The sequence below is a fragment of the Gemmata palustris genome (assembly GCF_017939745.1).
GTDB lineage: Bacteria > Planctomycetota > Planctomycetia > Gemmatales > Gemmataceae > Gemmata > Gemmata palustris.
The window spans coordinates 3,238,434-3,258,174 of sequence record NZ_JAGKQQ010000001.1 but is presented as its reverse complement, the minus strand read 5'-3'; the positions used below and the strand labels follow the sequence as shown (position 1 = coordinate 3,258,174).

At 67.3% G+C, this 19,741-nt stretch carries 14 protein-coding genes; 6 read left to right on the top strand and 8 right to left on the bottom strand.

Features of this window, described 5'->3' with window-relative positions:
* Positions 1-165: 165 nt before the first annotated feature.
* Both mutS and J8F10_RS13215 read left to right on the top strand, forming a co-directional pair.
* Positions 166-2,739, top strand: coding sequence for a DNA mismatch repair protein MutS (gene mutS / locus J8F10_RS13220; protein WP_246523272.1), 2,574 nt, complete (start codon positions 166-168; stop codon positions 2,737-2,739).
* A gap of 688 nt (positions 2,740-3,427) precedes the next feature.
* Positions 3,428-6,595 (top strand): COR domain-containing protein, encoded by a 3,168-nt coding sequence (locus J8F10_RS13215; RefSeq protein WP_210654272.1) that lies wholly within the window; start codon positions 3,428-3,430, stop codon positions 6,593-6,595.
* A gap of 133 nt (positions 6,596-6,728) precedes the next feature.
* Here the strand turns inward: J8F10_RS13215 and J8F10_RS38805 are convergent, their stop codons facing one another.
* From J8F10_RS38805 to dnaX, 7 genes are all read right to left on the bottom strand, one after another.
* Complete coding sequence (locus J8F10_RS38805; protein WP_246523261.1) at positions 6,729-7,385, bottom strand: hypothetical protein; 657 nt, start codon at positions 7,383-7,385, stop codon at positions 6,729-6,731.
* A gap of 325 nt (positions 7,386-7,710) precedes the next feature.
* On the bottom strand, positions 7,711-8,406 hold the full coding sequence (locus tag J8F10_RS38800; protein ID WP_246523253.1) for a hypothetical protein: 696 nt from the start codon (positions 8,404-8,406) through the stop codon (positions 7,711-7,713).
* A gap of 296 nt (positions 8,407-8,702) precedes the next feature.
* Entirely contained in the window at positions 8,703-10,289 is a 1,587-nt protein-coding gene (gene rpoN / locus J8F10_RS13200) for an RNA polymerase factor sigma-54 (RefSeq protein WP_246523249.1), read from the bottom strand.
* Between the two features lie 205 nt (positions 10,290-10,494).
* Positions 10,495-11,103, bottom strand: coding sequence for a recombination mediator RecR (recR, locus tag J8F10_RS13195; protein WP_210654270.1), 609 nt, complete (start codon positions 11,101-11,103; stop codon positions 10,495-10,497).
* 38 nt (positions 11,104-11,141) lie between these two features.
* Positions 11,142-11,390, bottom strand: a complete 249-nt coding sequence (locus tag J8F10_RS13190) for a hypothetical protein (RefSeq protein WP_210654269.1) — start codon at positions 11,388-11,390, stop codon at positions 11,142-11,144.
* Positions 11,391-11,692: 302 nt separating this feature from the next.
* Positions 11,693-12,046: a YbaB/EbfC family nucleoid-associated protein gene (locus tag J8F10_RS13185; protein ID WP_210654268.1), complete on the bottom strand. Its 354-nt coding sequence runs from the start codon at positions 12,044-12,046 to the stop codon at positions 11,693-11,695.
* A 4-nt stretch (positions 12,047-12,050) separates the two neighbouring features.
* Positions 12,051-13,880 (bottom strand): DNA polymerase III subunit gamma/tau, encoded by a 1,830-nt coding sequence (gene dnaX / locus J8F10_RS13180; RefSeq protein ID WP_210654267.1) that lies wholly within the window; start codon positions 13,878-13,880, stop codon positions 12,051-12,053.
* Between the two features lie 398 nt (positions 13,881-14,278).
* Between dnaX and J8F10_RS13175 the strand changes: the two genes are divergently transcribed.
* Positions 14,279-15,454 carry a sulfotransferase family protein gene (locus J8F10_RS13175; protein WP_210654266.1) on the top strand — a complete coding sequence of 392 codons (1,176 nt, stop codon included), beginning with the start codon at positions 14,279-14,281 and terminating at the stop codon, positions 15,452-15,454.
* A 201-nt stretch (positions 15,455-15,655) separates the two neighbouring features.
* Here J8F10_RS13175 and J8F10_RS13170 read toward each other — a convergent pair whose 3' ends face one another.
* Entirely contained in the window at positions 15,656-16,108 is a 453-nt protein-coding gene (locus tag J8F10_RS13170; RefSeq protein ID WP_210654265.1) for a hypothetical protein, read from the bottom strand.
* 329 nt (positions 16,109-16,437) lie between these two features.
* Between J8F10_RS13170 and J8F10_RS13165 the strand changes: the two genes are divergently transcribed.
* The 3 genes from J8F10_RS13165 to J8F10_RS13155 all read left to right on the top strand — a co-directional run bounded on the left by J8F10_RS13165 (position 16,438) and on the right by J8F10_RS13155 (position 19,567).
* The gene (locus J8F10_RS13165; protein ID WP_210654264.1) at positions 16,438-17,217 is read left to right on the top strand and encodes an OmpH family outer membrane protein; all 780 of its coding nucleotides are present in this window, start codon (positions 16,438-16,440) and stop codon (positions 17,215-17,217) included.
* A 236-nt stretch (positions 17,218-17,453) separates the two neighbouring features.
* Complete coding sequence (locus J8F10_RS13160) at positions 17,454-18,383, top strand: UDP-3-O-acyl-N-acetylglucosamine deacetylase (protein WP_315854110.1); 930 nt, start codon at positions 17,454-17,456, stop codon at positions 18,381-18,383.
* An 83-nt stretch (positions 18,384-18,466) separates the two neighbouring features.
* Entirely contained in the window at positions 18,467-19,567 is a 1,101-nt protein-coding gene (locus J8F10_RS13155) for a Gfo/Idh/MocA family protein (RefSeq protein WP_246523247.1), read from the top strand.
* Positions 19,568-19,741: the final 174 nt, after the last annotated feature.

The window sequence follows — 19,741 nt, the reverse complement described above, 5'->3', positions numbered from 1 at the left end:
ACCTCAAGGTCGGTCCGGGTGAACCGCGCGCGTGAACGAGCGGGTGCAATCGCGGCCCTCACTTCGCTCATTCCCACGGTCCGGGGATTCCGATACACTCTTGTCGCGGCGCGAGCCGGCGACGTTCCGACGTTCGACATTCTGACTTTCGACCCGGGCGCAGCTATGTCCCGCATGATGCAGCAGTACCACGACGCGAAGGCCCAGCACCCGGGGATGCTCGTCCTGTTCCGCAACGGCGACTTCTACGAGCTGTTCGAGGACGATGCGGAACTCGGCGCGCGCGTCCTGGGCATCACGCTCACCAAGCGCGACGGGACCATCCCGATGGCCGGGGTGCCGGTCCACAAGCTCGAGCACTACCTCGGGCTCTTGCTCCGGGCCGGGCACCGCGTGGCGGTGTGCGAGCAGATGGAGGAGCCGGACCCGAAGAAGAAGATCATCCCGCGCGAGGTGAACCGGATCGTCACCCCGGGCACCATCACGGACGACGGGCTGCTCGACCCACGCGCCCCGAACTACCTCGTGGCCCTCGTGCCCGCGGCGAAGGCCGGCGCCTACGGAATCGCGTGGGTCGACCTCTCCACCGGGTACTTCTCCGCGGCCGACGTCCCGGCCCCCAAACTCTCCGATGAACTTTCCCGCCTCAACGCGGTCGAGTGCCTGTTCGCGGACGCGCTCACGAACGTCGTGGCGCAGGCCGCCGGGATGCACTTGCCGCGCAGCCGCGTGGCCCGGCCCGACTGGACGTTCGACCCCTCCACGGCGCTCGCGGCGCTCAAGAACCACTTCGCGGTGAGCACGTTCACCGGGTTCGGGTTCGAGGACGCGCAGCCGTGCCTGGTAGCGGCCGGCGCGGTCATCATCTACCTGCAGGAAACGCTGAAGGCGAGCCTCCAGCACATCCGCCGGCTGCGGCCCCACCGCCCGGACGCGCTGCTCGCGCTCGACGAGGTCACGCGCCGCAGCCTCGAACTCACGCGCACGCTGCGCGACAACCAGCGCGACGGCTCGCTGCTCTCCGTGCTCGACCGCACCGTGACCCCGATGGGCGCGCGGCTGCTCCACGACAGCGTCCTCGCGCCGCTCACCGACCGCCCCGCCATCGGCGCGCGCTTCGACGCCGTCGAGGAGCTGCTGAAGGACCACGCCCTGCGCCGGGCGGTGCGCGAGCACCTCGAGGCGTGCTCGGACATCCAGCGCCTCACCACGCGCGTCTCCACCGCGAAGGCCGGCCCGCGCGACCTGGCCGCCATCGCGCGCACGCTCCGCAAGTTGCCCGCGGTGAAGGCCAAGCTCACCGGGCGCCGGGCGCCGCTCCTGCAGGAACTGGAGGCGCGCCTCGAACTGTGCCCGGACATCCGCGAGCTGCTCGACAAGGCGATCGAGGAGGACCCGCCGCACATCGCGAAGGAGGGCGGCGTCATCCGCGCGGGGTTCAGCCCGGAACTCGACGAGCTCCGCGCGCTGGCCACCGACGGCAAGAACTGGATCGCGCGCTACCAGGCCCAGGAGATCACGCGCACGGGCATCGGGAGCCTGAAGGTCGGGTACAACGAGATCGACGGCTACTACCTCGAAATCACGAACGCGAACGAGACCAAGACCCCCGCCGAGTACAAGCACCAGAAGACGCTCAAGAACGCGAAGCGGTACTACACGCCGTCGCTGCGCGAGTACGAGGAGAAGGTCGTCACCTCGCAGGACAAGAGCCGCGCGCTGGAACTGCAGCTCTTCGTCACGCTCCGGGACCAGGTCGCGGCCCAGACCCCGCGCCTGTTGAACACCGCGGAGGTGCTCGCGGCGCTCGACATGCTCGCGGCGCTGGCGGAACTCGCGGCGGCCCGCAACTACGTCCGCCCGGTGCTCGTCGACGAGCCGGTCCTCGACGTCCGCGACGGGCGGCACCCGGTGCTCGACCAGATCCTGCCCCCGGGCACGTTCGTGCCCAACGACGCCACGTTCGGTCCCGACGGCGGCACGTTCTGGCTCGTCACCGGCCCGAACATGGCCGGCAAGAGCACGTTCTTGCGGCAAGTCGCGCTCATCACGCTCATGGCGCACATGGGCAGCTTCGTCCCCGCGAAGGGCGCGACGATCGGGATGACGGACCGCATCTTCACGCGCGTCGGCGCCAGCGACGAGCTGAGCCGCGGGCAATCGACGTTCATGGTGGAGATGACCGAGGCCGCGAACATCCTGAACAACGCGACCCCGCGCAGCCTCGTCATCCTCGACGAGATCGGCCGCGGCACCGCCACCTACGACGGCGTGTCGCTCGCGTGGGCGATGACCGAGTACCTGCACGACGTAATCGGGTGCCGGGCGCTGTTCGCCACGCACTACCACGAACTCGCGCAACTGGCGACCGCGCTGCCCCGGTTGCGGAACTACAACGTGCTGGTGCGCGAACTGGCCGACGAGATCGTGTTCCTGCACAAGATCGCGCCGGGCAACGCGGAGCGCAGCTACGGCATCCACGTCGCGCGGCTCGCGGGCGTCCCGGACGCGGTCCTGAAGCGCGCGACCGCGGTCCTGGGGTCGCTCGAAAAGCAGCACGAACTGCCCGGCGTCTCGGCCCCCGCCACCGTGCCCGCCAGTGCCGTTCCCGTCGCGTCCGAAGAGCTCCCGACGCGGAAGGCGAACGTGGTCCAGCCGCCCGAAGCCCCGCGGCGCAAGCCCAAGCCCCAACCGAGCAGCCCGAGCCTCTTCGGGGAAAGCGAAGACGTCCCGTTTTGATGCGGCGTACCGAGCCGCGCGTGAGTATCAGAAGAGCCACGGATCACGCAGATTACGCAGATCAAACCACGCGCGCTTTTAGCCCCGTTAGGGGCGGCAGAGTGTAGCCAGGGGTGAAGCGCCGCGCAACCCCTGGCGTGCTCCCGCGCAACCTCCGGCTTGACGAGCCGCGACCGCGAGGGAGCGAGAGGCACTGCCCGCACTCAGGTGATCTCAAGGTAACCCGGGGAGCCGCGCCCGTTCCCTTGCGGTCGCGGCTCGTTGGCCCGCTACGACTAACATTCGCTAACATTTCGGGCCGGTACGGGTGGCGAACCGGGCGGTATCTCACGAACCCCTTCTGCTTCCAGGCTTTCGGCGTTTTGGTCCCCTTCGGACACCCGCGCGGGGTGCTAACATCGACTCACATTTCGGCCTCGCGCAGCGCGAAAATCCGCTCCCATTACCCACAACGGTTAGCATTCGCGCGCCTCATCCGCACCATGCTGCGCGGTCGCCCACTTCAAAGTAATTATACACGCGATCAGTAAAGGGCGCAAGGTGAAAACACGAAATGTGCCGCCCGAAGTGACGGACCAGTTCCCACCCGCGCTCGAACGACCCGTCACAACGTTGACCCGCGCGAATTGGTGTGACAGGCGCGCACGTAGCGCGGTACCATCAGCAGCTCGCACCCGCGGAGCCACTCATGCCCTCGCCCGAAGTCGAACGCATCCTCGACGAATACCGCAAGAACCCCGGCCCGGTCCTCGCGCTGCCGGGGCTAACCGAGAGCAACTTCGCGGACCTGGCCCGCGCCGCGGATTCGTTCTCGGCGGTGGAAGAACTGCGCATACAGAGCGACGATGCGGACTGGACCACGGGCGGCCTCACGATATTTGCATTGCGCCTGAAGAATCTCTCCCGGTTGGATCTCAGCGGCTCCCGCGAGCTCTCCGATACCGATCTCCGGGGCATCGCCGACAAGCTCCCCGCGCTCACCGCCCTCAATCTCACCTGGTGCGAGCAGGTCACGGACGCGGGGGTAAAGGCCCTCGCCGACACGCTCCCCGCGCTCACAACGCTCGACCTCAACGCCTGCGACCAGGTCACGGACGCGGGGGTGAAGGCCCTGGCCGACAAGCTCCCCGCGCTCATCGCCCTCAATCTCACCTGGTGCAAGCAGGTCACGGACGCGGGGGTGAAGGCCCTCGCCGACAAGCTCCCCGCACTCACAACGCTCGACCTCGCGTACTGCGACCAGGTCACGGACGCGGGGGTGAAGGCCCTGGCCGACAAGCTCCCCGCACTCACCGTCCTCAACCTCAACGCCTGCGACCGGGTCACGGACGCGGGGGTGAAGGCCCTGGCCGACAAGCTCCCCGCGCTCACCGTCCTCAACCTCAACGCCTGCGACCAGGTCACGGACGCGGGGGTGAAGGCCCTGGCCGACAAGCTCCCCGCACTCACCGCCCTCAACCTCGCGTACTGCGACCAGGTCACGGACGCGGGGGTGAAGGCCCTGGCCGACAAGCTCCCCGCGCTTACCGCCCTCAACCTCAATCGCTGCAAGCAGGTCACGGACGCGGGGGTGAAAGCCATCGCCGACGAGCTCACCGTACTCACCACCCTCAACCTCGCCGGCTGTGACAAGGTAACCGTTCTACCCCGAAGCATCGCGCGGCTTCGCGATCTGGAACTTTTGGATCTCAGGGGCACGCGGTTGGTGAGCCTTCCGTTCGCCCTGCGTGAACTACCCCGCTTGTGCTTCCTGGACGTGAGTAACATTCCCACTCTCGAACTCCCGGATGAACTGACTCGAAACACGAGGAACCCGCGCGCCATCCTGGACCATTACTTTCGGGGGCGCGACGAAGGCCAGCGCACGCTCAACGAGGCCAAACTGATCCTCGTCGGGAACGAGGCCGTCGGCAAAACATCGCTCGTCAACTTCCTGGTCACCAACAAGCCGTGCAAGGACACCCCCAAGACCCCGGGCGTTGAGATCGTCGAGGGCGTGGACGTGAAGGGCTGGGACGTCAACCGGGATGCGGCCGGGGGAGCACCGCTGCGGCTCAACGTGTGGGACTTCGGGGGCCAGCAGGTGCTGTACGAGACGCACCAGTTCTTCCTCACCGCGCGCTCCCTGTACCTCGTCGTCCTCAGTGCCCGAAAGGAGAACGAGACCGAGCAGGAGGCGCACCTCATAGGGTGGCTCCGCTCGATCCGCGCGCGCACCATCGAGGACGTGCCCGTCATTGTCGTCGTCAACAAGAGCGAGGGCCAGCAGGCCCTCCAGATCGACGAGGACCGCCTCAAGCGCGAGTTCCCGGTCATCAAGCGGTTCGTCCGCACCTCGTGCCGCGCCGAGTTCAAGGGCCGGGGCATCGACGAACTGCGCCGGGCCGTCGTCGAGGTGATCCGGGCCGAGTTGCCGCACGTCCGGGACCAGTTCCCCCAGAGCTACTTCAACGTGAAAGAGGAACTGGCCAAGACCGCGCGCCTGGCGTCGATCTTGAACACCCGAACGTTCCGCAACAAGTGCCGCGCGCAGAAAATCACCGACCGGCGCGAGCAAAAGAACCTGCTCGAACTGCTCGACCGGATCGGCGTGGTCGTGAAGTACGACGACACCACGCTCCTGGACCCGAACTGGCTCACCACCGCCGTGTACCGCGTCCTCACGCACCCGGACGTGGTGGCGGCCGGGGGCGAGTTCGCCGTGAGCGCACTCGGCGCGCTGCTCGCCGGGCTCGCGCCGAAAGATTACCCGCCCGAGCGGTGGCCGTTCATCGCCGAGATGATGGAGCGGTTCGGGCTCAGCTTCCGGCTCCCGGCGCCCGCGGACCACTACCTGGTGCCGAACCAGTTCCACGTCGCCGAACCCGCGCTCCCGGGGTGGGACGCGCCCGGGCTGCTCCGGTTCCGCTACGAGTACCGGCACCCCCCGGCGCGCGGGCTCCTGCCCCGGTTCGTCGTGTTCGCGCACCGGCACCTGACGCGCCCGCGGATCGCGTGGCTCAACGGGGTCGTGCTCGGCATCCAGGGGTGCGAGGTGCTCGTAAAGATGGAGCCCCACGAGCGCCGGCTCGAGATCACCGTGCGCGGCCCCGAGCTGGTGCGCCGCAGCGCCCTGGCCGTGGTGCGCGAGCACTTCGCCGCGGTCCACGACCTGAACAAACTGGCCCCGGGCGCGGACGTGTTCGCCAGGATCCCGGTGGAAATCCCGGGCGCGCCCGGCGCCGCGTTCGACTTCGAGTTCCTGGAAACCTGCGAGCGCACGAACGTGCCCCGGGTGCCGTGCCCGGGCACGAGCGTCCTGTTCAGCGTGCGAGAACTGCTCGCCGGAGTGGGACCGGAACCGCTCCTCCAGCGCCTGCGTGCGAGCGCCCGCAAGCGTGCGAAGCGGGACGAACCCCGGAACCTGGCGCCCGACGGTGGTGACGTGTACCACATTCACGGGAACGCCGAGATTTACAAGGCCCGGGACATTCATCAACCTCATCAGGAGAGCAACATGGGCGACAAGATCAACATCACGGGCAACGTCAGCGGCAGCGCGATCGGGCGCGGGGCGAGCGTGACGGCCGAGCAGATCATCACCACCATCCGCCAGCAGTTGCCGCCGAGCGCGACATCGGGCGAGGAGCTGAAGGAGATCGTGAAGGCGGCGCTGGCGCAACTCGCCTCGGAGAAGCTGGACCCGGACGACCACAAAGAGGCGCAGGAGACTGTGGAGAAGATCGAGAAGGAGATGGCCAAGCCGGACCCGAGCAAGGAGCGCGTGGGCCGCTGGGTGGGCGCGGTCGAGCAGATCTCCGCGGTGACCGGCGGGGTGCTCCGCGCGGCCGGGTCGATTGCCGCGCTGTTCGGCTGAGGGTGAGTGAAGAGGATTTCACCGCAGAGGGCACGAGAGCGCGCGGAGAAAAAGAGACGAACAAGAATTGAACCGTTCTTGCCTTTCCTCCGCGCTCTCCGCGCCCTCTGCGGTGAAACGCTCTTCCGCGAAACTACTCTTTCCCGAGCACCAGGTCCACGACCCAGCACCCGCGCACGTGGGGCGCGCTCGCGTCGCGGCAGTGGTCGAGGATATCGGCGCTGTCGCAGCCCGCGTCCTGGAGCGCGTCCGCGAGAATGGGCATCGCGCCGAACTCGCGCGCCTCGTACATCTGCGCCGCGAGCGCCACGGCGGTGGAGGTGCGCCACTCGGAAGAGAAAGCCACAGGGCGAAAGGGATTGCCGAAGATCTCGCGCACCAGTTCCGATTGCCGGACCTGCTCCTCCAACCGATCGACCACACCCGCCGACGCGCTCAGGGCGTGAACGGCCGGTGAGGAACGGACTAACTCTCGGTACAGCATCAGCCCGACGAAGTGCGGATCGTCCCCCGACGCCGGGCCTTCGATCGCGATCCGGGACAGGAACTCGTAGCACCCGAAGCGCACGCCCTTCGCGGCTGCGGCCCGCTCCGCCGGGGTCGCGGTCCCCTCCGCCCATTTCTCCAGCACGGCCAGGGCCTCGCGTTGCCGGGGGCTGGGGATCATGCGGCTGAGGCGCCAGAAGCACTCGGCGGCAAAAAGGTACGACTTCCGGTCGCTGGTTCTTCCCCGGAGCAGTTGGAACAGAACCTCCGGGTTGTCGCCGGTCCGCCATTCGGCTTCGGTCATCGGTTCCCCCATGAGGTGCCGTCGCGCCCGCGCTGTTCCCCGAGGTGCGCACGGGCTTCCCGGGGTGCGCATGGAGATCCCGGGGTGCCGCCTGTTTGTTCCCGGGGTGCGCGCGGGGGGCCCAGGGTGCGCCCGCGTTGCGGTCGACCCTGGGCTGAGATGTACAACCCCTTCGGGGTACAAACCAAAATCACCCCGGGGCCGCACGTCCGGGGAAATGGCGCATCATCAATGTCCCGTGGCCGGATTTCTACCCCGAAGGGGTTAGATTACTCAGCCCAGGGTCGACCGCAACGCGGGCGCACCCTGGGAACCCCGTGCGCACCTACTCCTTGCCCAACACGAGGTCGACGACCCAGCACCCCCGCACGTGCGGTGCGCTCGCGTCGCGACAGTGCTCCAGGATGTCGGCGCTGTCACACCCCGCGTCCTGGAGCGCGTCGGCCAGAATGGGCATCGCGCCGAAGTCACGCGACTCGTACATCTGCGCCGCCAGTGCGACGGCCGTTGAGGTGCGCCACGCGGGGGAGAAGGGCACAGAGCGGAAGGGATTGCCGAAGATATCACGGAGCAAGACAGACTGTGCCGCTGCCTCTATTGTTTTCGCCGACCGCCATGCGTCATCGGATGGCCCATCGGCTACGGTGAGAGTAGCGATCGCATTCGTGGCATAGTGAGAAGACGTCCCGGCGGCTACGAGCGCTGGGCCGAAGAAATCATCAGAAGTCGCAGCCGCAGCAAAGCCATGAGTAAGATCAGCGGCCTTCGTCCCGAGAGCCTCCTCAGAAGCGTCCCAGGCATTATTAGCCGCTTCGATGAGCTGCTCCTGGGTTACTACACCTTCCGCAAAGCTCTCAGCCACCTCAACCGCGCCTTTGCTCCGCTCGTCGCTCGCAAATCCCCAGATCCGGCGGCAGCATGCCACGGCAAACAATCTTAACTTTCGCTCGCTCATCTCAATGTCATCCAATTCCAGCACGTGCCGCGGATCATCGCACATCAGCCACTCAGATTCGGTCATTGGTCACCCTCTCGCTCCCAGCATGACCGATACCGCGGCCGCACGTTATTGCGCGGTGGTCTTCGGGTTTTGCCCTCTCCCCTTGCGGGAGAGGGTGGTGAGGCTTTGCGAACCGGGTGAGGGGTTCTCCCTGAATCTGGAAGCAACCCCTCACCCCGCCGCGAAGCGCGGCGACCCTCTCCCGCAAGGGGAGAGGGCAAAAAACACCAGCATCGGGGGAGGGACAAAAAACGACCCCGGCCTGCGGAGCGTTCCGCGGACCGGGGTCGGAAGCAAAGGGTCTCGCGCGCTCGCGCTCACGTGGTCGTCGGCGAGAGCGACCAGTCCTTGCGCTGGCGGCTGCTCGGGATGTTCAGCATCTTGCGGTACTTGGTCACGGTGCGGCGCGCCACCGGGTACCCGTCGGCCTTCAGTTGGGTAACCAGTTCCTCGTCCGAGAGCGGGTTCGCCTTGTCCTCGTTGGACACGAGCTCGAGGAGCTTCTGCTTCATCACCTCGTAGGCCACGTCCTCGCCGGTCTGGTTGTTGGCCTTGCCGCCCCCGAAGAACCGCTTCAGCGGGAACACGCCGCGCGGGGTCTGCACCCACTTGTCGTCCACGGCCCGGCTCACGGTCGTCACGTGGACCTTCACCAGGTCGGCGATCTGCTGCATCTTCAGCGGGTGGATGTGCTCGGGGCCGTAGTCCAGGAACGAGCGCTGGTGGTCGATGATCGCCTTCGTCACCTTGAGCAGCGTGTTGCGGCGCTGCTCCACGGCCTTCACGAGCCAGTCGGCCGATTGGAGCTTCTTGCGCAGCTCCTCCTTCACGCTCTCGGCCAGGTCCTGGCGCTTGCACAGATCGACGATGCGCTTGCTCACGCGGATGCGCGGCACCCACTCGTCGGTGAGGCGCACCGTGTACTCGCTGTCGTCGGCGCGCTCCACCACCACGTCGGGCATCACGTACCGCGTGCCGGAATCGGAGAACTTGAGCCCCGGCTTCGGGTCCAGGTGCTGGATCGCCGCGATCGTGTCCTGAATGGTCGAGAGCTCGTACCGCGTGGCCCTCTGGATCACCGGGATGCGGTTGGCGCCGACGTCCTCGAGGTGGTCGCGGACGATGACGCGCATCGCGTCGGCCAGCGGCGAGTCCGGCGGGATCTGGAGGAGCAGGCACTCTTTGAGGTCGCGGGCCGCGACGCCGGGCGGGTCGAGCTTCTGCACGATGTGGACGAGCGTGTCCTCGACGTCATCGGCGGTCACCTGTCCGTCGTAGAGCGAGGCAATTTCGCTCAATGGCACGGTGCGGAACACGTCGCTGTACAGTTCCTCGTCGTTCTCGTCGTCGGGCTTCTTCTTCCGGGGCTTGTCCTTGTCCTCGTCGTCCGGCTCCTCGCGCTCCTTGCCCTTGCGGACCTTGAGCCGGGCACCGAGGTACCCGGTGCGGTCCACGAAGCTGCAGATGTGGCGCGCGAGGCCCCGCTCCTCTTCGTCGATTTCCAGTTCGCCGATCTGGTCCGCGAGGTAGTCCTGCAGCGACGGGGCGCGATCGGGCATGTTCGCCATCGCTTCGAGCTTCCGGTCGCCGTCCTCCTCCATCGACGCCCGGCTCCCGCGGTGCTCCTCGTTGAAGTGGTCGTCCCAGTCGCGGTTGAGCTCCTCCAGCCGGCTGAACTCCAGGTCGCCCGTTTCGTCGTGCTTCAGCGGCGCGTCCGGGTTGAAGTCCGGCGCCACCTCGTCCACTTCGCCGAGCTTCTCCTTCAGTTCCAGGAACGGGTTTTCCTGGAGCGCCTCATCAATCTTCGCTTGGAGGTCCGTGATGGACAACTGGAGAATTTCCATCGACTGGATCATGCGCGGGGCCAGGACCTGGCGCAGGTCCTGACGGACGCGGAGATCCATTCTCATTCCAAGACCGCTCATCGGTTCCCTCTCAAGAATCGTGCGTGGGTCACACGCGGGGCACCATCGTGCGTGCCAAATCCTCTCGGCCCGAATCTACCAACTAACCCGTGCGTATTCACGGATACCGGATTCACGTTCGGCGCTTGCGGGAGCACGTTTTCATCGGGGCGCCTCCGGTGCGCCAGTTTGCGCACCGGGCTGCTTAAAACGTTCGGCGCCCGTCGAGTGCCTCGGCCAGCATTTGTGCGTTCGCGAGTTCCAGAGAACTACCGCTAGGCAATCCCCGTGCCAATCGCGTGACGGGCACCCCGGTCGGCGCCAGAACCGTGGACGCGAACAGTGCCGTGCCGTCGCCCTCGAGCGTCGGGCTGGTCGCGAGAATCACCTCGCGCACCCCGCCGCGTGTCACGCGCGCCACCAGCGCACTGAAGGTCAACCGGTCCGGCCCCATCCCATCAAGCGGGGCCAGGCGCCCGCCCAGGACGTGGTACAGCCCGCGAAAGTTACCGGCGCGCTCGAACGAGTTCACGTCGCGCGGCGTTTCCACTACACACAACAACCCCGCGTCGCGCTTCGGGTCTCCACAAATCGGGCACAACGTCCCGTCGGTCAGGTTGAAGCACTCGCTACACGGGCGCACGCGGTCCGCGACGGCCTGCAGCGCCTGAGCGAGTTCGACCGCGTGCCGGCGGTCGCCCGCGAGTAAAAAGTGCGCGATGCGCTCGGCACTTTTGGGACCGATGCCGGGGAGCTTGGTCAGCTCCTCGAGCAGCCCCGCGATCACGCCTGCCGGTTCGGACACGTCCGCCATCTCCTTCGGGCGCTCGCGCCCCGGGTTCTGTCACGATGTTAGAACGGGATCGGGTCGGCCCGGGTGACCGTGTGGGGAATCGCGTCGCCCGGTTCCTCGGACACGAGGTGCTCGCGCGCCACGACCGACACGACGTCGGCCCGGTCGAAGAGCGCCACGACCCCCGGGAGCGCCACCGCCGTCGACGGCCCGAGCAGCTCGATGTAGCTGTCGGAACTGGACCGCAGCTCCTCGGCCTGGATCGTGTAGCGCCGGCCGCTGCGGAGCGTGACAATGAACGCGAGCATGAACGGGCCTCCGGGGTGTCGTGATCGCGGGGGCAGTGGCACAGGTCAGGGCGTCGGCCTCATCTTCCGCTCACCGGCCCTCTTCGGGTTTCGCCCTCTCCCCTTGCAGCCGCCTTCTCGCGGGCCGGGGTGTTTTTTGCCCTCTCCCCTTGCGGGAGAGGGTCGCCGCGCTTCGCGGCGGGGTGAGGGGTTGCTTCCTGATGCAGGAGGTTACCCCTCACCCGGTTCGCAAAGCCTCACCACCCTCTCCCGCAAGGGGAGAGGGCAAAAACACAAGCCACACCTCTAAACACGGCCACATCTCAGCCCATGCCGGGGAACCCGCCGCCCCCGAGCATCCCGGGGGGGAGCCCGATGTTCGCGGCCATCTTCGCGCTCTCTTCGGCGAGCTGGGCGCGCACCTTCGTGAGCGCCTGGTTCACGGCCGCGGTCACGAGGTCCTCGAGCATCTCGCGGTCGTTGAGTTTCAGCGCGTCGTCCGAGATGCGGACGCTGAGCACTTCCATGCGCCCGTTCACTTTCGCGGTCACGTACCCGGCGCCGGACGACGCCTCCGCGGTGATCTGCCCCACCTGGGCCTGGAACTTCTGAATCTCTTCCTGAATTTTGCCCTGGTTCCCCAGGAGGCTCAGCATCGATCCGAGGCCCTTGAACATGGCGTCACCCTTCGTCGGTATCGGTCTCGTCTTTGTCTTTGGTCTCGACCGGCTTCGGCGGGGCAAAGGGGTTGAAGTCGTCGTCCACCTGCCGGATCTGCCCGCCGAAAACGTTGAACACCTTCTTGAACATCGGGAGCGAGGGGAGCAACTGCTTCACGTCCCCGCGCGACGCGGTCGACGGTTGCGTGTCCCCGACCAGCGGCCGGGCGCCGTTCGCCCGGTCCGGCTCGAACCGCAGCGTGATCGCCTGGCCGGTGATCCGCTTCATCGCGTCCGTGAGCCGCAGGGCTCCGGTCTCGGTCGCACATGCGACTTGTGCTTCACTATAGCTTGGGGGGAAGCGGATTACTAGGGAATTTGGCCCCAAAATTGCATACGAACTGACATAATTAAGGTGTTTAGCCAGGATCGGGTACTTTTCACCGGCGTAGCGGTAGAAGCGATCCCACACGTCGTGAAGGGTCATTTCGCTGAGCGCAACGGTGGACGGGGCGGCATTAGGAGAAACGCTTTCGGCCGCTTTAGCCGTCAGCGCCGCCATCAGGGGGCCGTTTTTTTTTGCAGCGTCGTTTGCACCACCCGCTGGCGCTGTAACTGCCCGTGCAGGTGGCTGAGTGCCCGTCCCCGCAGCAACCACGGGAGATTGTACCCCCGGCTGCGTCAGCGCTTGCACCAGTTGGTCGAGCGACCGGAGGTCCCCGATCCGGCACAAGCGGACGACCGCCATTTCCAACAGCACCTGCGTGTAGGGGCTGCCGCGCATTCGCGCTTTTGTGGCGGTCAACACTTCCAGGCCCGCAAGAATAGTATCGAGAGAAACGCTCGCGGCTTGCGTCTTCACCGCTTCAAATTGGTTGGATGAAACGGGCAGCTCGCGCACTTCCGCTCCGCCGCAACTCACGAGCATCAGTGCGCGCCAGTATTCCACGAGCTGGTCAACGAGTTCCCCGATCTGCAGCCCGCGCTCGACCCACGACGCGATGAGGTCCAGCGCGCCTTTGGGGTCGCCCCCGAGCATCGCGCGGGCGAGGTCGATCACGCGATGATCGGCCGCGGTCCCCAGAACGGCGCTGACTTGCTCCGCCGTGAGTTTGCCTGGCGCCGAGGCGAGGAGCTGATCGAGCAGCGATTGCGAGTCGCGCATGGACCCGGCCGCGCGCCGCGCGACGATCCGCAGCGCGTCATCGTCGGCCGGGTGGCCCTCGCGTTCGACGATGCGCTTGAGCTGGTCGAAGATTTTCGTCGGCCCGACGTGCGCGAAGTCGAACCGCTGGCACCGCGACAGGATCGTGATCGGTATTTTTTGCACTTCCGTGGTCGCGAGGATGAACTTGACGTGCTCGGGCGGCTCCTCCAGCGTCTTCAGCAGCGCGTTGAACGCGGACGTGGAGAGCATGTGGACTTCGTCGATGATGTAGATCTTGTACCGGCCGCGCGCCGGGCGGAACCCGACGTTCTGGCGCAGGTCGCGGACCTCCTCCACCTTGTTGTTGCTCGCGCCGTCGATCTCCAGCACGTCCACGTCGTCGCCGGTCATCACGGCGCGGCAACTGTCGCACTCGTCGCACGGGGTGGCGGTGGCCTTGTCGCCCTTCATGCAGTTGAGGGCTTTGGCGAGGATGCGGGCGGCGCTGGTTTTGCCGACCCCGCGTGCGCCCGTGAACAAGTAAGCGTGCGCGACGCGCCCGGACTTGAGCGCGTTGACGAGCGCGTTGGCGACGTGCTCCTGCCCGATCAGTTCGGAAAACTGCTGCGGCCGGTACCTCCGCGCGACGACCGTGTACGCCGGGGGTTCGGCGCCGGGTGCGGGGTTCGGCTTCGACTTCGACATCGGCCCGTCCTGTTCCTGTCGGTTGATTGCTCGACTTTGAATCTACCCGGAACCGCGGTCCCGAACAATCGCGGAGGTGGCCAAAGAGTACCGGATAAAACTACCCGCTCGTTGACACTCGCGGTTCGCCCGAGGCTCAGGCGAACCGCGAGTGTCAACGAGCGGGTGGCGCCACAATCAAGACACTACCCGGCGATCGGCGACAAAAAGGCCCCGCGAACCGCGCGTTTAACGAGCGGGTGGCGCCACAATCGGTGACAAAAAGGCCCCGGCGGACTTGTTCTTAGGAACTCTGGAACTTGGAACGTGGAACTCAAAATAAAGCCCGGTTGTCGTTGCGCGCGGAATCGCTTCACTTGAATACACGCGGATCGTCGCGCCGAGGAGGAAGGACCGGGATGCCCCAGAACGCGAGCGCTGCTGATTCCGTTACCGAACCGGGCCGCGCCCCGGACCCGAAGCGCCCGGCCCCGGCGAAGGCGCCGAAGCGGGAGTGGTCGCCGCGCGTCTGGGAGGGGATGGACTGTTTCACCTGGATGCGACTGTTGCGGGACAACGGGTTCGCGGTGCAGGCGCCGTACTGGTACATCGCGGCCATCGTATCCGTCAATTCCGTAATGAACGCGGCGCTCCGGTGGATGCTCAACGCCCGGTACGGCGAGCGCGTGCGCGAAACGGTGATCGAGAAGCCGCCGGTGTTCGTGATCGGCCACTGGCGCACCGGCACCACGCTCCTGCACGAGCTGATGATTCGCGACGCGCAGTTCGGCTTCCCCGACATGCAGGACTGTTTCAACCCGCACCACGCGCTGCTCACCAATCAATTCTTCAAGCGCTACGGGAAGTGGATGCTGCCCGACAAGCGCCCGATGGACAACATGCCGTTCGGCTGGGAGCGCCCGCAGGAAGACGAGTTCGCACTGGCGCTCATGGGGGTGCCCTCCACGTACACCGACTTCGCGTTCCCGGCCCGGGTGCCGAAGGACACCGGCGCGCTCGATTTGTCGGGCCTCTCGCCCCAGCAGTTGGCGAAATGGAAGCGCGTGTTCGTGCGGTTCCTGAAGGAAGTGACCGCGCGGACCGGCAAGCAGCTCGTGCTGAAGTCGCCGCCGCACACGGCCCGCGTGCCGGTGCTGCTCGAACTGTTCCCGGACGCGAAGTTCGTCCACATCGTCCGCAACCCGCGCGCGGTGTTCCCCTCGACCGTCAACCTCTGGCGGTCGCTGGGCCGCAGCCACGGGTTGCAAACGCCGACCGATACGGGGCTTGAAGAAAAGGTGCTGCGCGAGTTCCGGGTGATCTACGACCGGCTCGAAGACGCGCGCCCCCTCTTTAAAGAGGGGCACTTCGCGGAACTGCGGTACGAGGACCTGGTCCGCAACCCCGTCAGCGAGTTGCAGAAAGTTTACGCGACCCTGAACCTCGGGGACTTCGACGCGGTGCGCCCGCGGATCGAGGAGTACCAGCGCCAGAACGCGAACTACGAGACGAACAAGTTCCGGACGACGGACGCCGAGAGCGCGCTCGTCACGGAGCGCTGGGGCGACGTGATCCGGCGCTACGGGTACGAGTAAGGGGAGGGGAGGCACAGGGCTCCCGCCCTGTGCTACGAACGCCGGCCCCTCCAGGGCGGAAAGGCATTGAAGGCGTTGGGCTTCGGCTCAGAGGGGCCGGTTTCCGTAGCTTCTCCACGGCGATTGATGGTTCTGGTCTTCCGCCCCGGAGGGGCCGGCGTTCGTAGCACAGGGCGGAAGCCCTGTGCATTTTTCTGTTCCTCACTCCTTCGGCACGTCCACCACGAACTCGAACACGTGCTCCTTGCCCGCCTGCACCTCGCGCTCCAGGCCCGAGAGGTCCGGGCGCGACAGTTTCGTCGGGAACACCGGCGCCGGTTCCGCCTCCGTGCTCGCGCTCGCGGGTGGGGGAGGGGCCAGCGAGATGCGGTACCAGCCCGGCGGAATGGCGCTCGAGCGGTTGAGTTGCAGCGCGTAAGAGCCGTCGGCGCCGGTCTCCGCGAACGCCGACTTCCCGCTCCCGCCGCGCTCCGGGTGCGGCGTGAACACCACCAGCCCGCCCGCCACCGGGTGCCCGTTGAGAATCACCTTCCCGCGCACCGTCGCCGGGACGGGCGGGGGCGCGCTCGACCCGCACCCGCCCAACAGTAAGAGCGCCGTTCCACCGGCCACCAGCGCGGAAAAAGGGGCCAACAACCGCATTGCCATTTTCATGGGGACCGTCCCGGGTGCGAAGCCCGACCTTTTGCCATCGACCGAACCGAACGCGCCGGATTAAGCTGTTCGCGGACCCGCCCCGCCGAACGCCCCCCGACCGCACGAATTCCCGTTACCGGACACGTACCCCGTTAGCATTGACGCCCCCCAAGTGATTGGGTATCTACGCTCGCCACGGCACCTGAGGGGAATGTGAGTGGGAGCGCCGAAGGCGAGGATTCGCCCGGCTTTACCGCTTACAGCGCTCGCAAGACGGCCGGTGTGGTACAGCCGCGGGGACCGGAACCCCCGCACAACCGGTAGCGGACAAAGAGGAGGACTGAGGAGTGAATCGCACGTTCATGTTCCTGTCGGCGGCCCTCGGCATCGCGGGCGTGGTGTACCTCACCAGCGCGTCGCACGCCCAACCCCCGGCCGGCGGCGCGCCCGCGCCCGGCGGCGCACCGGCCGCGCCGGCCACGCGCCCGACGATCGCGGTCTTCAACATGGCCGGCGTCATGCGCGACTTCGGCCAGGCGAAGTACCAGGTTCACCTGCTGAACCAGAAGAAGGGCGAACTGTCCAAGTACCTGCTCAACCTGCGGGGCGAGTACCTCGGGCACCAGAAGGACCTCACGGCCAACCCGAACCACCCGGAAAAAGAAGCCAAGGCGCAGCGCATGCTCGCCCTGCAGCGGGCCATCGAGGACGAGGACCGGAAGATCAACAAGACGCTCAACGACGAGGCGAGCAAGATCATTTCGGAGCTGTACGACAAGATCAAGACCGTGGTGGACAAGACCGCCGAGATGAACGGCTACCACATCGTGTTCGCGTACCCGGACGCGGTGTCGAGCGAGGAGCTGAACAGCCCGTACATCAAGGAACTCAAGTTGAAGCCGCCCGCGGCCCAACCGTTCTACGTGGCCCCGCACGCGGACATCACCGGCGTGGTGGTGAAGACCCTCAACGTCTGGTACCAGCCGACCGACGCCCAGGGCAAGCCCGTGGACGTCAGCAAGCTGGTCACCGACCCGGCCGCTTCCGCCCCCTCCACCGGCGGCCCGCCCCCGGTCGGCGGCGCCCCGGCCGGTTCGGGCGCGCTGCCCGTCCCGGGCAAGCCGTAATCGCGCGGAACCGATCTGGTGTTAACCCCGAACCGCGGGCGCGGTACAGTGTGGGACCTGCGCCCGACCCGGTAACTTCGGAAGACTCGGTCCGGCCCGGGTGCGCGATTCGGGTAAGGTGTTAAACTTGGGCCGGTCGGGGCACCGATACTGGGTGCTACGGCCGGCCCGAAAATGAGTACGAACAGCTCGACTCGATTCGATTCGGAACGGTTACGCCAGGGAAGGCGGACATCGTGCGCGTCATCGGCTACCGACACCAACGAACACTCGCCGCGCCGGTCTCGGTCGGGGGCGTGGGCTTTATCACCGGGGCGCGGGTGCGCCTGCGGTTCCTGCCCGCGGCCCCGGACACGGGGCTCGTGTTCCGGCGCACCGACCTGCCGGACGTGCCCACGGTGCCCGCCCGCGCCGCCCGCGTGAGCGGGACGCAGCGCCGGACCACCCTCGGCCCCCAGCACACCAGCATCACGCTCGTCGAACACGTGCTCGCCGCGCTCTCCGGCCTCCGGGTCGACAACTGCGTGGTGGAACTCGACGGCGCGGAGCCCCCGGGCCTCGACGGATCGGCCGCGGGCTTCGTGGCCGCGCTGACCGGCGCCGGGATCGTGACCCAGCGCACCCGCCGGGCCATTTACGGCGTCACCAAGCCGGTCGTCGTCCGCACCCCGGGCGCGACGCTCGGGCTGCACCCGGCCGACGGCCCCGAGCTGCGCATCAGCTACCGCCTGGACTACGGCCCCGGCACCACGATCGTGCCGCAGACGCACACGCTCGCGGTCACCCCGGAAACGTTCGCCCGCGACCTCGCGGCGTGCCGGACGTTCCTCACCGAGGCCGAGGCGCACGGGCTCCGGGCCCAGGGCGTGGGCCGGCACCTGACCGGCGCGGACCTGCTCGTGTTCGGCCCCCGCGGGCCGATCGAGAACGCGGTCCGGTTCGCGGACGAACCGGCCCGGCACAAGATCCTGGACCTGATCGGCGACCTCGCGCTGTGCGGGTTCGACCTCGCGGGCCACCTGGTCGCGTACCGCTCGGGGCACTCACTGAACGTGGAACTCGCGCGGCAACTGGCCTGCGCGGTCGGGGCCGGCGCCGAAGCCGAGTCCAAAAGTCGTAAAGTCGCAGGTCGTAAAGTCGTAAAGCCCGCGAGCCGGGCCGCCTGATTTACGACCTTGTGACGTTCGACCTTACGACTTGCGACGCCCGACCCGACGACGACCTTCGACGTGCAACAATTGGGGCTGATATGGACCGTTTGCGGATGGCGGTGATTGGGGTCGGACACCTGGGCCAGCACCACGCCCGCATCCTGGCGAACCTGCCGGACGTGAACCTGGTCGGCGTGGTCGACGCGAACCCGGACCAGGCCCGCGCGGTCGCGACGAAGCTCGGCACGACCCCCTACGAGTGCTTCGAGCCGCTCCTCGGAAAAGTCGAAGCGGTGAGCATCGTCACCCCCACCGTTCACCACCACTCGGTCGCCAGCGCGTTCCTGAAGGCGGGCGTGCCGGTGCTGGTCGAGAAGCCCGTGTGCCGCACGGTCGCGGAGGCGGACGACCTCATCGCGCTGGCGAAGAGGGCCCGCGTCCCGCTGCAGGTCGGGCACATCGAGCGGTTCAACCCGGCGTTCGAGGAACTGGCCAAGCGCCCGATCCGCGCGAAGTTCGTGGAGGCCGAGCGCCACGGGCCGTTCACCGGGCGCTCCGTGGACATCGGCGCCGTGCTCGACCTGATGATCCACGACCTCGACATGCTGCTCGCGCTCGTGGGCGGCAAGGTGGCCCGGGTCTCCGCGGTCGGCGCGGTGGTGTTCGGCGGGCACGAGGACATGGTGAACGCGCGCCTGGAGTTCGAGAACGGGTGCATCGCACACGTCACCGCGAGCCGCATCACCCGGCACCCGAAGCGCCGGCTCCGCATCTGGGCGCCGGAGGGGTACGCGGGCATCGACTTCGTCACCCGGAAGCTCACGCTGGTGCAGCAGAGCGAGGAGGTGCGGAAGTACGGGCTGCGCACCTCCGAGATGGACGCGGGGGCCAAGGCGCGCCTGAAGGACGAGGTGTTCGGGCGCTACCTGCAGGTGCTGAACCTGGACGCGGACCGCAAGTTCGACCAGCTCACGGCGGAACTCAAGCACTTCATCGGGTGCGTGCGCACCGGGGCGACGCCGCGCGTGACCGGGACCGACGGGCGCGACGCGCTCGAACTGGCCGAGCGCGTGCTGGACGCCCTGCGGGTCCACCCGTGGGAGGGCACCCCGGCCGGCCCGCACGGCCCGGGCGGGCTGCCGACGCCCGCCGGGTTCCTGTTCCCGCCGATCCAACTCGCCCGCACCGAAGCGGCGTGAGCGCACAGCACAAGCGAAACACGCACAGGGCGGGAGAGCGCACAGGGCTCCCGCCCTGTGCTACGTTAGTCGGCCCCTCCGGGGCGAAAACCAGAGCCATCAACCGCTTCGGGGGCGGTTCCTTCAGACGAAGACCAACACCTTCAATGTCTTTCCGCCCCGGAGGGGCCGGCG

Coding starts and splice junctions, on each gene's coding strand:
- mutS (WP_246523272.1), top strand. CDS start 166: ATGTCCCGCATGATGCAGCAGTACCACGACGCGAAGGCCCAGCACCCG.
- J8F10_RS13215 (WP_210654272.1), top strand. CDS start 3,428: ATGCCCTCGCCCGAAGTCGAACGCATCCTCGACGAATACCGCAAGAAC.
- J8F10_RS38805 (WP_246523261.1), bottom strand. CDS start 7,385: ATGACCGAAGCCGAATGGCGGACCGGCGACAACCCGGAGGTTCTGTTC.
- J8F10_RS38800 (WP_246523253.1), bottom strand. CDS start 8,406: ATGACCGAATCTGAGTGGCTGATGTGCGATGATCCGCGGCACGTGCTG.
- rpoN (WP_246523249.1), bottom strand. CDS start 10,289: ATGGATCTCCGCGTCCGTCAGGACCTGCGCCAGGTCCTGGCCCCGCGC.
- recR (WP_210654270.1), bottom strand. CDS start 11,103: ATGGCGGACGTGTCCGAACCGGCAGGCGTGATCGCGGGGCTGCTCGAG.
- J8F10_RS13190 (WP_210654269.1), bottom strand. CDS start 11,390: ATGCTCGCGTTCATTGTCACGCTCCGCAGCGGCCGGCGCTACACGATC.
- J8F10_RS13185 (WP_210654268.1), bottom strand. CDS start 12,046: ATGTTCAAGGGCCTCGGATCGATGCTGAGCCTCCTGGGGAACCAGGGC.
- dnaX (WP_210654267.1), bottom strand. CDS start 13,880: ATGTCGAAGTCGAAGCCGAACCCCGCACCCGGCGCCGAACCCCCGGCG.
- J8F10_RS13175 (WP_210654266.1), top strand. CDS start 14,279: ATGCCCCAGAACGCGAGCGCTGCTGATTCCGTTACCGAACCGGGCCGC.
- J8F10_RS13170 (WP_210654265.1), bottom strand. CDS start 16,108: ATGAAAATGGCAATGCGGTTGTTGGCCCCTTTTTCCGCGCTGGTGGCC.
- J8F10_RS13155 (WP_246523247.1), top strand. CDS start 18,467: ATGGACCGTTTGCGGATGGCGGTGATTGGGGTCGGACACCTGGGCCAG.